At 56.2% G+C, this 13,449-nt stretch carries 10 protein-coding genes; 7 read left to right on the top strand and 3 right to left on the bottom strand.

Annotation, left to right across the window (positions count from 1 at the left end; genetic code table 11):
• Positions 1-11: 11 nt before the first annotated feature.
• The 3 genes from nadC to M0Q23_02925 are packed head-to-tail and all read left to right on the top strand — an operon-like array spanning position 12 to position 2,459.
• Positions 12-836, top strand: coding sequence for a carboxylating nicotinate-nucleotide diphosphorylase (nadC, locus tag M0Q23_02915; protein ID MCK9527596.1), 825 nt, complete (start codon positions 12-14; stop codon positions 834-836).
• Between the two features lie 7 nt (positions 837-843).
• Complete coding sequence (locus M0Q23_02920; GenBank protein MCK9527597.1) at positions 844-1,635, top strand: biotin--[acetyl-CoA-carboxylase] ligase; 792 nt, start codon at positions 844-846, stop codon at positions 1,633-1,635.
• Positions 1,636-1,694: 59 nt separating this feature from the next.
• Positions 1,695-2,459: a type III pantothenate kinase gene (locus M0Q23_02925; protein ID MCK9527598.1), complete on the top strand. Its 765-nt coding sequence runs from the start codon at positions 1,695-1,697 to the stop codon at positions 2,457-2,459.
• 186 nt (positions 2,460-2,645) lie between these two features.
• Here M0Q23_02925 and trmFO read toward each other — a convergent pair whose 3' ends face one another.
• From trmFO to dprA, 3 genes are read right to left on the bottom strand one after another with little or no spacing between them, the layout of a single operon-like run.
• Positions 2,646-3,989 carry a methylenetetrahydrofolate--tRNA-(uracil(54)-C(5))-methyltransferase (FADH(2)-oxidizing) TrmFO gene (trmFO, locus tag M0Q23_02930; GenBank protein ID MCK9527599.1) on the bottom strand — a complete coding sequence of 448 codons (1,344 nt, stop codon included), beginning with the start codon at positions 3,987-3,989 and terminating at the stop codon, positions 2,646-2,648.
• A gap of 3 nt (positions 3,990-3,992) precedes the next feature.
• Positions 3,993-6,257 (bottom strand): type I DNA topoisomerase, encoded by a 2,265-nt coding sequence (topA, locus tag M0Q23_02935; protein ID MCK9527600.1) that lies wholly within the window; start codon positions 6,255-6,257, stop codon positions 3,993-3,995.
• A 7-nt stretch (positions 6,258-6,264) separates the two neighbouring features.
• Entirely contained in the window at positions 6,265-7,431 is a 1,167-nt protein-coding gene (gene dprA / locus M0Q23_02940) for a DNA-processing protein DprA (GenBank protein MCK9527601.1), read from the bottom strand.
• Positions 7,432-7,574: 143 nt separating this feature from the next.
• Here dprA and M0Q23_02945 point away from each other — a divergent pair, with 143 nt between their 5' ends.
• The 4 genes from M0Q23_02945 to M0Q23_02960 all read left to right on the top strand — a co-directional run bounded on the left by M0Q23_02945 (position 7,575) and on the right by M0Q23_02960 (position 13,431).
• Positions 7,575-10,478: a hypothetical protein gene (locus tag M0Q23_02945; GenBank protein MCK9527602.1), complete on the top strand. Its 2,904-nt coding sequence runs from the start codon at positions 7,575-7,577 to the stop codon at positions 10,476-10,478.
• Positions 10,479-10,897: 419 nt separating this feature from the next.
• Positions 10,898-11,884 carry an ACP S-malonyltransferase gene (locus M0Q23_02950; GenBank protein ID MCK9527603.1) on the top strand — a complete coding sequence of 329 codons (987 nt, stop codon included), beginning with the start codon at positions 10,898-10,900 and terminating at the stop codon, positions 11,882-11,884.
• A 35-nt stretch (positions 11,885-11,919) separates the two neighbouring features.
• Positions 11,920-12,228, top strand: coding sequence for a phosphopantetheine-binding protein (locus M0Q23_02955; protein MCK9527604.1), 309 nt, complete (start codon positions 11,920-11,922; stop codon positions 12,226-12,228).
• Between the two features lie 15 nt (positions 12,229-12,243).
• On the top strand, positions 12,244-13,431 hold the full coding sequence (locus M0Q23_02960) for a hypothetical protein (GenBank protein ID MCK9527605.1): 1,188 nt from the start codon (positions 12,244-12,246) through the stop codon (positions 13,429-13,431).
• Positions 13,432-13,449: the final 18 nt, after the last annotated feature.

Here is a 13,449-nt window from a genome sequence, read left to right on the forward strand (position 1 = left end):
GGGGTGTTGTGATGGAAATGATTGATAGTATCAAGCGAGCCCTGGACGAGGATATCGGGTCGGGGGACGTCACGACGGGGAATCTGCTGACCGGCCGCGAGCAGGGAAGCGCACGGGTTTTCGCCAAGAGTGAACTTGTTGTGGCCGGCATAGATATCTTCAGGGACGTTTTCCTGGTTCATGACGGAAGTCTCGCCTTCGAGGCCCTCTGCGCCGATGGAGATCGCCTCGGCCCGGGCCGGGACCTGGCCCGCCTTTCGGGCTCATTGAAAAGCATTCTCGAAGCGGAGCGAACGGCACTGAACCTGTTTCAAAGGATGTGCGGCATAGCGACCAGGACCTCGCGTTTTGTCGAGGCGGTGAAGGGGACCGACGTCCGCGTGCTGGACACGAGGAAAACCATGCCCGGCCTGAGGGTTCTCGACAAGTACGCCGTCCGCGTCGGCGGCGGTCTGAACCACCGTTTCGGCCTCGACCGGGGCGTGCTGATCAAGGAAAACCACAGTGTCGCGGCGGGCGGAATAGTCGAGGCAATCCGACGGATCAAAAGCGGTGTTCCGCCGGCCTTTACCATCGAGGTCGAGACGCGCGATCTCGATGAGGTCCGTCAGGCCCTGGAAGGCGGCGCCGATATCATCATGCTCGATAACATGGACCTCGATACCATGGCCGAGGCCGTCGCTCTTATCGGGGGGAAGGCCCTGGTGGAGGCATCGGGCAATGTCACTCTGGAGACAGTGGCCGATGTGGCCGCCACGGGAGTGGACTTCATTTCAGTGGGCGCCCTGACCCACTCGGTCACGGCGGCCGACGTTTCCCTGATTCTCACACCCTGATATCGTCATGGACAGTTCCTCAATAGCGGCTCTGGAGAAGCAGTGTTCCGGGAGACTTATCGGCCGAAAAATTCACTTCAGGGAAACCGTCGATTCGACAAATACCTTGGCCCTGAAACTTGCGGGGGAAGGGGCCGCCGAGGGCGAACTGGTCCTTGCCGATCACCAGTTAAGCGGCAGGGGACGCATTCCGGGTCGTGCCTGGCAGTCGCCTCCGGGGCGCAATATTTATTTTTCCGTCATACTTCGACCCGAATTCAACCCGGCCCGAGCGCCGTCGATAACCATCATGGCGGGGGTCGCCGTGGCCCGGGTTCTCGCGGAGTACTGTCCGGGCGCGGTACGTCTCAAGTGGCCCAATGACGTTCAGGTCCAGGGCAGGAAAGTTGCGGGCATACTTACCGAAATGAGGGTGACCGGAAACAGGATAGACTGTATCATCATCGGTATCGGCATCAACATTCTCATGACCCGCGAAGAATTCGACGAGTCGATTCGGGACGGGGCGATATCCCTGAGGGAGGCCGCCACCGGACAGGTCATCCGTGAGGAAGTGGCTCTGAAGATGTTCCGCTCTCTCGAAGACTGGTATATCCGGTATCGTGACGACGGGTTTCCTCCCATACGGAAAGAGTGGCTTTCTTTCTCGGGGATCATGGGGAAATATGTGGAAGTAATAAACAGGAAAACCCGGGAGGCCGGCACTGTTATCGGTATCGATGAGGAAGGCTGCCTCCTGCTCCGGGACGGCGGCGGTGGTGTGAACCGGATTTTTGCAGGCGATGTGCTGGTTCCGTGAATCGACAGGTGGCGCAGGTCCTGTTTAAAAACAACAAAAAACAATGGGGAAGGTCGGTCATGCTGCTCGTGCTTGACGTGGGAAACACCAATACCGTTATCGGTTTGTATGATAAAAAAGAACTTGTTCAGTGGTGGCGTATCCGGACCGTCTGCAACAATACCGTTGACGAATACGGCATGTTGATCCTGGAACTCCTGAACACCATAAAGGTGGAAGCGGAAGCGATCACCTCCATCATCATATCCTGCGTTGTGCCGCCCATGCTGAACATCCTGGAACCTCTCTCCGTCAAGTATTTCAAACAAAAACCCCGCGTGGTGGGCCCCGGCATCAAGACGGGCATGCCCATCTTCTATGACAATCCCCGGGAAGTGGGTGCCGACCGGATTGTCAATGCCGTGGCGGCCCACAGCAAGTACGGAGGAAATCTGATCATCGTCGATTTCGGTACGGCAATAACCTTCGATTACGTGACTGAGAAAGGCCAGTACATGGGCGGGTGCATCGCCCCGGGAATCTCAATTTCCACGGAGGCCCTCTTTGAGCGTGCCTCGAAACTGCCCCGGGTGGAATTCACCAGACCGGAACACATAATCGCCAAGAACACCGTGAGCAGCATGCAGGCGGGCATTATGTTCGGCTATGCCGGGCTGGTCGACGGTATCATCGACCGGATGAAGCTGGAGGCAAAGACTGAAGTCACGGTTATCGCAACGGGAGGTCTGGCCGGCGTCATCGCCTCGGAGACAAGAAATATCCGGATCGTTGATGAAATGCTCACGCTGGAGGGGCTGAGGATCATCCACGAACGCAACCCTTGACGGCTTCGTACAATGGTGCCGGAGGCATGCCTCCGGCACTACAGCCTGATGCTTGACTGCGCTCCGGCCTTCGTCACTGCGGCGTACTTCACAGTACGCCGCATTCTTCTGGATCTGCGCGCCGTGCCCAAGGAGCTTTTACAAAGCCGTCTTCTATCGGGCGTTTTTCGACATGTAAGGGGATCGTCAGTCTTTGGCGTGCTCTTGCCAGCGTGCCAGGTGTTCCAGTGACCGGCGGGCGTAATGACGGCCCCGCTCTTTCCTGGGAATCCTTCCCGGAAGGGGCGGGAAAAGACCGAAATTGACGTTCATGGGCTGAAAGGCGGCGCCTGTTCGGGTACCCAAGTGACGAATCAGGGATCCCAGGGCCGTTTCCGGCGGCGGAGGGGGCGGCATGAAGCCCCGCCTCGCGAGGGCGCCGGCGTTGATGCCCGCCAGGAGTCCCATGGCGGCTGATTCGATGTAGCCTTCCACTCCGGTTATCTGTCCCGCGAAAAAAAGTCCCCCGTGCCCTTTCAGTTCCAGTGAGGGCTCCAGCAGCGTCGGTGAGTCGATATAGGTGTTCCTGTGTATGCTTCCGTAACGGGCGAATTCGGCATTCTCGAGGCCCGGGATCATTCTGAAAATACGTTTCTGTTCCGGCCGGGTGAGTTTCGTTTGGAATCCCACCATGCTATACAACGTCCCCTCGTTGTTTTCCCTGCGGAGCTGTACGACGGCCCAGGGTTGCCTGCCCGTGCGGGGATCCTTCAGGCCGACGGGCTTCATGGGTCCGTATCGAGGTGTTTCATGGTTCCGGCGGACCATGACTTCAAGGGGGAGACATCCCTCAAAGCACTTCCTGTCTTCGAAATCCCGCAGGGGTACTTCATCGCCATCCCGGATTGACTTCACAAGGGCCTCATAGGTATCACTGTTCAGGGGGCAGTTGATGTAGTCCCCGGCCCCTTCCTCATAGCGGGACGCCCTGAATACCTTGGAATAATCGATTGAATCGCTTTCGATGACCGGAGAAATCGCGTCGTAGAAGAAAAGGGACTTTGCACCGGTGACGCCCGCTATGGAGAGGGCGAGTTCCTCCGACGTAAGAGGGCCCGTAGCGATGATCAGCGGTCTCTCCCGGGGAATGTTCCTGACCTGTTCCTGCCGAACCGACAGACTCCCATGCGCCCGGAGCGTTTCTTCGACAAACCGGGAAAAAAGTTCCCGGTCAACGGCAAGGGCCTTCCCCGCGGGAACTCTGGTATCCCGGGCCGCCCGCATGATCAGGGAGTCCATTCGAGAGAGTTCTTCCTTCAGGAGTCCCGCGGCGCTGTCGGGACTGTCGGAACGGAAGGAGTTGCTGCAGACCAGTTCGGCCATGCGGGGAGAGCGGTGCGCCGGGGACAGGTCACGGGGCTTCATGTCCAGCAGAGTGACGGGAAGACCCTGGGACAAAAGCTGCCATGCCGCCTCGCAGCCGGCAAGACCGGCGCCGATGACGGTGACGGACAGTCCCGCGCCTCCTCTGGTTTTCACTGTCTTTTCCATAGTTCAGGCAGATCCGCCGGCCGGTTTCTTGTACCCGCATTCCTTGACGGGGCATGCCTTGAAGGCGCCCGAGGCTTTGGTGTACTTTTCAACCAGGTAGGGAGACCCGCAACGGGGGCAGGCTTCCGGGACGGGACGGTTCCAGATTGCGAACGTGCAGGCGGGGTAGGCGGAACAGCCGTAGAAAACTCTGCCCCGTTTCGATCTGCGCTCACAGAGCATTCCCGAACATCCCCCCTGGGGGCACGCGACGCCCGTGTCTATAGGACGGGTGGTGGAACATTCAGGATACCCCGAACAGCCGAGAAACGTGCCGAAGCGGCCTTCCTTGACGACCATGTTTTTACCGCAACTCCCACAGATGATATCCGTTACTTCCGGTTCCTTGCGCTCCACCCGTCCGGCATCGTCAGTGCGGATGTTGGCTGTGTTTTTACAGGCCGGGTAGTTTGAACAGGCAATGAATTTTCCGTTTCTCCCCCACTTTATAACCATTTGACTTCCACATTTATCGCATATGATATCAGTGGGTTCCTCTTCTTTCTTTAAGTTTCGCATCAATGATTTTGCCTTTTCGAGTTCCGGCTTGAAAGAATCGTAGAATTCTTTCAGGGTATCCACGCGCTTCAGGGAGCCTTCCTCGATGCGGTCCAGCTTGTCTTCCATGGATGCCGTAAAGCTGATATCGAGAATTCCGGGGAAATTGTCGACCAGGAGGTCGGTCACCACCATGCCCAGTTCGGTGGGGCGGAATCGTCGCTTTTCCAGCGTGACGTAGTTGCGGTCCTGGATGGTTCCGATGATGGCCGCGTAGGTACTGGGACGGCCGATTCCGCGCTCTTCAAGTTCCCGGACCAGCGATGCTTCGGTAAACCGCGGCGGCGGCTGGGTAAAATTCTGACGGGGATCGAGTTTCAAAAGTTTGAGCACGTCGCCACCGGTGAGAAGGGGCAAAGCGTGGTCCGGATCGTCCCCGTCTTCCGCGGGGTCCTTGTCGGGGGTTGCCTCGCTCCAGACAGTGGTGTAGCCCGGAAAGGTCATGACGGCACCCTGGGCCCGGAAGAGAAACCGGCCGGCGGTAATATCGATGGTGGTTCGATCGTAGATCGCCGGGGACATCTGGGAGGCGATGAAGCGATTCCAGATGAGTTGGTACAGACGGAATTCGTCTCTTCCGAGAAACTCTTTGATGTCCTCGGGGTGATAGGCAAGAGACGAGGGACGTATCGCCTCATGGGCGTCCTGTGCCGTCTTGGATGTTTTAAAGACCCGGGGTCTGGCCGGCAGATAGTCCCTGCCGTAACGACCGGCAATGTGGGCTCGGGCCTCTTCAAGCGCTTCGCCGGCAACCCTGACGGAGTCGGTCCGCATGTAGGTGATCAGCCCCACGGGACCCTGGCTCCCCAGTTCGATTCCTTCATAGAGCTTCTGGGCGAGGGCCATGGTTCGTTTCGCCGAATAGCGGAACCGTTGAGCCGCTTCCTGCTGGAGTTTGCTTGTCGTAAAGGGAGGAGCGGGCTGCCGTTTTATTGCCTTCTTTTCAACCGATTCCACCCGAAACGACTCATTTTCCAGTTCGGCGACTATCGCGGCGGCTTCTGCTTCGGAGCCCACGGTTTTCTTTTTGCCGTCGATCCTGAGGAGCTTTGCTTCGAAGGCGGGCGGAAAACGGCCTTCCAGATGAGCGGAAAGAGTCCAGAATTCTTCGGCTGTAAAACCCAGAATCTCCCTCTCCCGTTCACAGATGATTCGCACGGCAACCGACTGGACCCTGCCGGCACTCAATCCCCGTTGAACCTTCTCCCAGAGTATGGGGCTGATTTGATAGCCCACAAGTCTGTCCAGGATGCGCCTGGTCTGCTGAGCCTCGTATTTGTTTTCATCCAGGGGAAGGGGGTTGTCCAGGGCCGCCTGGATGGTCTTTTTCGTCAGGTCGCCGAAGAGGACACGGAATATCTTTTTGTCCTTTCTCTTGATTTCCTCGGCGATGTGCCAGGCGATGGCTTCTCCTTCCCGGTCCGGGTCGGGAGCGAGCAGGACGCGGTCCGCCGATCGAGCCGCCTGTTTCAGTTCGGCCATTGTTTTCTTGCGTTCCGCCTTGACGGTGTACGTGGGCGTGAAGTCATGCTCGATATCGATGCCGAGCTTGCTTTTGGGAAGATCCTTAATGTGTCCCACGGATGCCTTGATGGTGTAGCCGGATCCGAGATACTGTTTCAGGGTTTTTACTTTCGTGGGTGATTCCACGATAATCAGTGTCGAAGGCATACTTGTCTTACTCCTGGTTGATATAGTAACATCCCGGTAACTGCTTGATCAGACCGTTCAGCTCAAGGGTCAGAAGGCGGTCGAGCAGCCGATCGACGGCAATGCCCGACTGCTCCGCGAGATCGTCGAAATGAACGGGGCTGCCGCCGATGAACCGGAGAATGGCCTTCTGTTCTTTCCCTGATTCGTCGTCTGTTCTGTCGACGTGAGGGATTCCGTCGACAGGGTCCGGCCCTGACGGGACGGCGTCGACGGAAGTTTCCCCGGGATCGTGGCGTTCTTGCCGTACCTGGGACCTCACCTCGTCAAGAATGTCATCAACGCCCTGAACCAGCTTTGCCCCCTCCTGTATCAGGGTGTTTGTCCCCCGGGACATCCCGGATTCGATGCTGCCGGGAACGGCAAAGACCTCACGGCCCTGTTCGAGGGCCATGCGCGCCGTGATCAGGGATCCGCTCTTTGCGGCGGCCTCGATAACGACAACACCATAAGACATACCGCTGATGATCCTGTTCCGTCGGGGAAAATGGTGTGCCAGGGGGGATGATCCAAAGGGGTATTCGGAAACAACTGCCCCCTGGGCGACAATGCTCTCGAAGAGTTTTGTGTTTTCAGGAGGATAGATGACATCCAGCCCCGATCCGAGAACGGCAATGGTTCTGCCCCGGACCGACAGCGCGCCCCGATGTGCCGACGAATCGATACCTCTGGCCATGCCGCTTACGACCGTGACGCCCCTGAGGGCCAGCTCACGGGACAGGCGGTCGCCGGTATGGAGACCCTGGGCGGTCGCCCTTCGTGATCCCACCACGGCCAGGCATATTTCGTTTCCGGAAAGATCCCCCTTCACGTAGAGCAGGGACGGGTAATCATAGATGTTCCGCAGCAGCTCCGGGTAGCGGTCATCATCGGGAGTGACCAGATCAACCCCCAGCTTCCGGGCCCGTTCCAGTTCTTCGTCTACCCGTTTCCAGCACGAAAACATACCGATGCGGGCGGCCGCTTCCGGTTGTATCCGGGAGACCCTTGAGATCTCCGATGACGAGGCGCTGAACACGGCGCGGCAGGATCCGAAGTACGCCGCAAGTCTCCGGACGGCCACGGGCCCCACGTCGTCAATCAACGTCAATGCTACGATATGTCTGAGTTCATCGGTGTCCATACTGTTCTTCATGGCAAAAGTTCGCTGACTATATATGGATACGTAAAATCGTGTCAAGGCCTTTGTCTGAAAAAGCCCCTCCGCTTGACAATGGTTCCCCCCTGTGTTAGTAGAAAACTTCTACTTTTTCCGGGATACTATGAGGGTATGTTTCCATGATTCTGCCACGAATCCCATCCATGTCGGCGTCATCCGTCCTGGTCCTGCTGGTCCTGCTGATTCCGGCCCTGTCAACGGCCCGGTCCGATGAAGGAATCCGGACGGAGGCTTCCTTCATAACGACGCCGGGCATTCTCGACTTCGGGACCATCGGGACGGGGGAAACGGCCTCACTGCCCCTTTATTTTCACTACCCGCAGGGCGTGGAAGGATCTCCCTGGCGCCTGGAGACGTCTTCTTCATGGGTGGTTCTTGACCGGACAGGGGGACAGTTCGTCACGAGCACGCCCCACAGGGTCACCGTCACAGTCAACTCCGGAAACCTTGATCCAGGCACACACCGGGCCCATGTAGTCATTACCGGCGAGGGGGCCGAATCACGTGCCGTCCCGGTACTCCTCCACGTAGAATACAAGCCTCGCACGACAGGCACGGGGGTCGTCCGGTACCTGACCATCGAACCCCCGCGGCCGGAGCCGCTGGCGCCGGGCCTGAGCCGCGTTTTCCGGGCGTCCGGTCAGGTCGGCGACGACAGGACGGGCGACGACAGGACGGTGGATGTGACCGGACAGGCGCGGTGGATCTCCGACAACACGAGTGTCGCCGAATTCCTTGAACCGGGTGTTCTCCAGGCCCGCGCGAAGGGAGTGGCCCGGCTGACGGCCGAGAAGGACGGAGTCAGAAGCGAGAGTATCCCGGTGCGCGTTGATGAGCCGGCGGGGCCGATTATAGCCCTCTCCGGCCCCGATGCCGCCCTGGGACGGGTGGAAGCGAACGCGTCCAGGGAACTGCAATATGTCATTACGAACACGGGTGCGGGAGCGCTTGCCTGGCGCGCGTCAGTCACTGTTCCATGGATCAGAGCCGTCACCGGCGATGACAGGATTCCCCTATCCGCGGCCGGGAGCGCGATTCCGTCGGGAGAGGGCCGGTCCCTGACCGTCAGGGTCAACGCACGGGGCCTTGAGGCGGGTGAGTACGAGGGGGCACTGGTGATCCGCTCCAACGGCGGTGACAGGGTCATCGAGGTGACGATGACCGTGGTAACCCTGGTGGAGGTTGTGTTGACCCCTCTCAAGATAACCCTTCCCGAAGACCAGTCGCGGAGGCTGATGGCGACGGCCGTCTGGTCCGACGGGGCCAGGAGTGATGTTTCGTCGTCGCGGTGGGGGTATTGGATCAATTCAAACCCCTCGGCAGGGTCTTTTCAGGGAAGAAGCAGTCTCTTTATGGCCCAATCACCGGGGTGGACGGAGATCAAGCGGATCGAGTCGGGAAAGGAAAGCGCGAGCGCCGCCATTGAAGTAACCCCTGTCGATCCTCGTGCCCGGCTCAGAGTCGCCCCTCATCTTGTAGACCTCGGTACGATCGGTCCGGGTGAAACAACGACGGGCCGGTTCGATCTTCGCCGAAGCGGCTCCGACGCCGTTGCCTGGAAGCTTGACCTGGCCGATGAATGGGAAGCAGGCTACGGGCAGGAACCTCTGAACGGTGTTATGACCGAAGCGACGGGCACTCTGAAGATCACCCTTCGTTTGCTTGACGAAACACCGGTGGAGACTCCCGACGGCAGCGAGCTCTTTGACCTTGAACTTGTTATCGAGGCCGGGGCCGGGCAGTCAGCCCTGTATCACCGCGGGCTACCCGCGGGTTCCTGCCGGGATCGGGTGGTCTTTCACTTCGACGACCAGCACCGGACCCTCTTTCTCGCCTACAAAGTATCCACCGAAACTTCGCGGCCCGTGCTTCGCCTGGAACCCCGCGTACTCAACCTGGGGGTGCTTGAGCCGGAAAGAACATACATGCCTCGGGTCAGCGTCAGGAATGAGGGAAAGTCGATGCTTTCCTGGAGCGCTGATGTTCAGGGGCGGCGGGTTTATTTTCATGACATGAGGCTTCCCGGTGGCGTGTTCATGTCACTGTACAACGAGAAAGCAGGTGACGATCAATTCTACAACCCTCCGGAACAGGCGGGGAATCCGGTCAGGATTACCGGCTGGTGGCGGGGAAGAGGCGGCTATCCGGAACGTTTTTCCCGAAGGGACAGTCTTACCTACAGCTTTGAGGGAACGGGCGTCGCCGTTGGTGTCTTTACATCTCCCGACGCGGGATCCTTTCAGGTCAATTTAAACGGCGCCTACCTTGCTGAAATCGACTGTACCGGTCCTGCTGATGAGCGCAGGGAAGTGATGCTTGCCGGGAATCTCGGGACGGGCCCGCAGGTTCTCACCCTTACCGCGGCACGGGAAGGACCCTTTCGGATCGAGGGCTTCCGGGTTTACGGGACAGCCGTCAAGAAAGCCGCAGGCAACTGGATACGGGTATCGCCGGCCCGGGGCACCACCAGGACATCTCCCGACTACGTAAGCCTCATCATCAATCCCGCCGGACTCGATGCCGGCCTGTACCGTGAGAACATTCTCTTTGATTCCGACGGCGGCAGGGGAGTGGTGGAACTCTTCTTCGAAGTGAAAGAGGCGAGGACGACGGCCCTGATGCCGGTCTACCTCTACCGACAAGGAGAAGATCACCTGTATCTCTCCGAAGCCCTGACCCTTTCCGACGAGGTCCTCCGGGGATACCACAGGGAAGACCGGGCTTTTACGCTCTTCAGTCCCGGTACACCGGGAACCACAGAATTGTACGCCTGGCACGACCCCCGGAGGAACACGTGGTTCTATACCACAGACAAGGAGAGAGACAGCCGCGAGGCAACCGGCCATATCTTCCATGGGTCCATAGGCAACATCGCCCTCGTGCCCATCCGGGAAACCCGCGAACTCTACAGGTTCTACAACCCCGAAACCCGCCGCTACCTCTACACAACCACCCTGAGCGAAGAAAGCGGACAGAGGCGAAAAGGATATCGCTACGACGGTATAGCGGGATATGTACGATAGGGGAGCGGTTTCTTGACAGAAAAAATAAAAAAAAGTCTGTTGACAGGGCGTACTTTTATCGAGTAATGTCGTAACCACTGAACGACTGAATAAAGCAAAATTCTTTCGTGCCATTCATTTCCCGCTTTACCCGCTACCTCTTCTTCCATTTTTTGAGTTTTTCCGAGCATTCTTGAATTCAACTCTTTTCGTAACCACTCCTTTGCGTTCCTGGAACCCCGCAATACTCCGAGCCTGACAACGCCTGCAGAGTAGCGGCTCCGCAGCCGGCGAGGTCCGGGCCTGGCTATGACGGCCTCGAAAAGTCCGAAAAACGTCCGATTCAGGCGGACTCTGCAAAAGATCCTTTATACCGTCAACTATATTTTGACTAGAAACCTAAATCCCTATGGAGGGGCACCATAGTAGCGAGGAGTTTTATGGCTGTGGGAATCGTCAACAATCAAAAGTCATTCCATGAAATAAGACCCGTAACGTTCCCGTTCCGCACCGGCCACGTATTCATGTTTGCGGGTCAAGGCGCCCAGTACGTAGGAATGGGGAGAAAACTTCACGATGTCTATCCACGGGCTCGGGAGATATTTCAACTTGCCGAAGATTTGTCTGGGAAAAATATCGCGGAAATCTGTTTCAAGGGACCCATAACCGCTTTAGTTGCTGCCGATACGGTCCAAATTGCCCTGACGACCGTAAATATCGCTTCCTTTGAATTCCTGATAAATAACTTGGGAACAAACAAAAAGGGTAACGTTTATTTGGGTCACAGCGTCGGAGAATACGCAGCGCTTTACGCCTCGGGAGTCCTTTCATTGGAAGACACCCTGAAAGCCGTAGTCTATCGCGGTGCTGCCATGCTCTCGGCAAGCAGGAAGATTTCAGGATGCATGTATGCCATCAATGGCATCAAACGGAGGGATATAGAAGATGCTATCTATAAAGCGGGTCTTCAAAAGAGTGTTTTTCTAGCCTGTGACAACTCACCCCGTGAACAGGTCATAGCGGGGGAAGAAAAGAGTGCGCGAGAACTGATTGCACATCTTGCCTCGTCAGAAAAATATTTTAGATTCACTCGTCTTCCTGTCGCCGGAGCATGGCACAGTCCACTCATGCGCCGGTGTACGGAAGAGTTTCGTCAAAGAATAATGAACATCACTCTTCACCGCCCTCACTCTCATGTTGTGATGAATTATTCAGGATGCGCGGAATACAGCCAATCAAGAATCCGGGAAAACATGATCTGCCAATTGTTCAGTCCCGTACGATGGCGTGAAAGCATTCAGTATCTTCTTCGAACCAAGCACAACATTTTCTATGAAATCGGACCCAAAAGAGTGCTGGCCGTGTTTCTGGAAGATATAGCGGCTGGTGTTCATCGTTACGCCTGCACGCAGGCTTGTATAGCGTAATGAATAAATCGGAAAAACAAGGAGGTGAGTGTCACATGGATGATGCATTAAGGACAGTGATAAAAGAACGTGCTGAATTGTTAAGGCGTCTCAAGCAGTCGCTTATCGAACGCCTCAATCTGTACCAGACCGTGGAGCAAATCGATGATGATACGCCACTGTTTGGTATGGGGCTCAGACTTGACTCTATCGACGCCACGGAAGTGATTGCGATTCTTGATGCCGAATTCGGTGTACAGTCGGGGCTTAATGATGGTGCTGACCCGGCGTTCATGAGAACGATCAACACTCTTGTTGACTTTATTATAGACCAAAAAAAATATCCTCTGATGTTGGGCCGCTGAGGAAAGAAGTGGAGAATGCCGAAGATGAATAACCCACTTGCAGATATACACAGAAGAGAAGGTGTCGATCTTGTTAACAAAAACGGAATCAGTGTTCCCCTGTCCTATGGTTTTCCAGATGATGAGTATACTGCGCTGAGACACACGGCTGTCATTCTTGATTATTCACATTATACAAAGGTGGTTATATCGGGATCTGACGCCTTCGATTTCGTTGACGGGATAATTACAGGCCGCCTTGGTGAGGTATATGATGAAAACGCCCTTTACTCACTGGTCCTTGATGAGGCAGGGGGAATTAGAACCGACTGCTATGTCCTCAACAATGACGAAAAATTTATTATTCTGGCAGAACACATCGATGAGCAACAATTCATGGAATTGCTTGAAGGGGTAAGAGCAAATGATAACGTAACGTTTGCATCCATGGCCTGCAGTCATTCTCTTATCGTCTGCGAGGGACCCTACAGCTGGGAGCTTGTGAAAGAATGTTTTGGGATGGACATCGTCGGTATTCCATACTTGGGATTCATGACGACTTATGATGGTATCGTTATCTTCAGGTGTGGGAAAAGCGGGGAGTTCTGCTACAAACTTTTGGTTCCCTTCCCACATACCGTCAGGGTCTGGGAGCTGTTGATACAGAAGGGTGTCGCCTTTAATGCTCGTAAGGCCGGCCTCTCTCTTCAAGAAATCACCCGCCTTGAAAATCCCTTCTGGAACCCATCAGCGATCGGTGGTTTCACGAAAAACCCAATTGAACTTCAGCTGCAGTGGGCAATCAGATATGACAAAGAGGAATTTTGGGGCCGCGAGAGCCTTAAGTTCATGATGAGCAGGGGATGTGGCCACAAAGTTGTCGGTGCCCGCTTTGACGGTTCCGAAAATGATATCTCGAAGGTGGAACGGGGTGACCGCATATTTTACAGGGATAATGAAATCGGGCATGTGATCAATACAGGCTACTCAGCATTTTCCCCTCAGCCGGGGCACATCGCCCTGGTCCGCCTGCTTACGGAATATGCTTATGCAGGCATTGAATCCTATGAAGTGAGACCCGAACATGGTGATAGAGTGGCCTTAAACACCTGTTCAACACCCTTTTTAGTGACTAAAAGTTTCTTTATTGACCCCCATGTTCATAGCTACCTTGATGGAAACAAGCCCAAAGATTATGCCGAAGGGCTTGTAGCTGAGCGGTAGTATTTCGCCGTCGTACAC

The sequence above is a fragment of the Syntrophales bacterium genome, assembly GCA_023228425.1.
Lineage (GTDB): Bacteria > Desulfobacterota > Syntrophia > Syntrophales > UBA2210 > MLS-D.

Coding starts and splice junctions, on each gene's coding strand:
- M0Q23_02955 (MCK9527604.1), top strand. CDS start 11,920: ATGGATGATGCATTAAGGACAGTGATAAAAGAACGTGCTGAATTGTTA.
- M0Q23_02950 (MCK9527603.1), top strand. CDS start 10,898: ATGGCTGTGGGAATCGTCAACAATCAAAAGTCATTCCATGAAATAAGA.
- nadC (MCK9527596.1), top strand. CDS start 12: ATGGAAATGATTGATAGTATCAAGCGAGCCCTGGACGAGGATATCGGG.
- M0Q23_02945 (MCK9527602.1), top strand. CDS start 7,575: ATGATTCTGCCACGAATCCCATCCATGTCGGCGTCATCCGTCCTGGTC.
- topA (MCK9527600.1), bottom strand. CDS start 6,257: ATGCCTTCGACACTGATTATCGTGGAATCACCCACGAAAGTAAAAACC.
- M0Q23_02960 (MCK9527605.1), top strand. CDS start 12,244: ATGCCGAAGATGAATAACCCACTTGCAGATATACACAGAAGAGAAGGT.
- dprA (MCK9527601.1), bottom strand. CDS start 7,431: ATGAAGAACAGTATGGACACCGATGAACTCAGACATATCGTAGCATTG.
- M0Q23_02920 (MCK9527597.1), top strand. CDS start 844: ATGGACAGTTCCTCAATAGCGGCTCTGGAGAAGCAGTGTTCCGGGAGA.
- M0Q23_02925 (MCK9527598.1), top strand. CDS start 1,695: ATGCTGCTCGTGCTTGACGTGGGAAACACCAATACCGTTATCGGTTTG.
- trmFO (MCK9527599.1), bottom strand. CDS start 3,989: ATGGAAAAGACAGTGAAAACCAGAGGAGGCGCGGGACTGTCCGTCACC.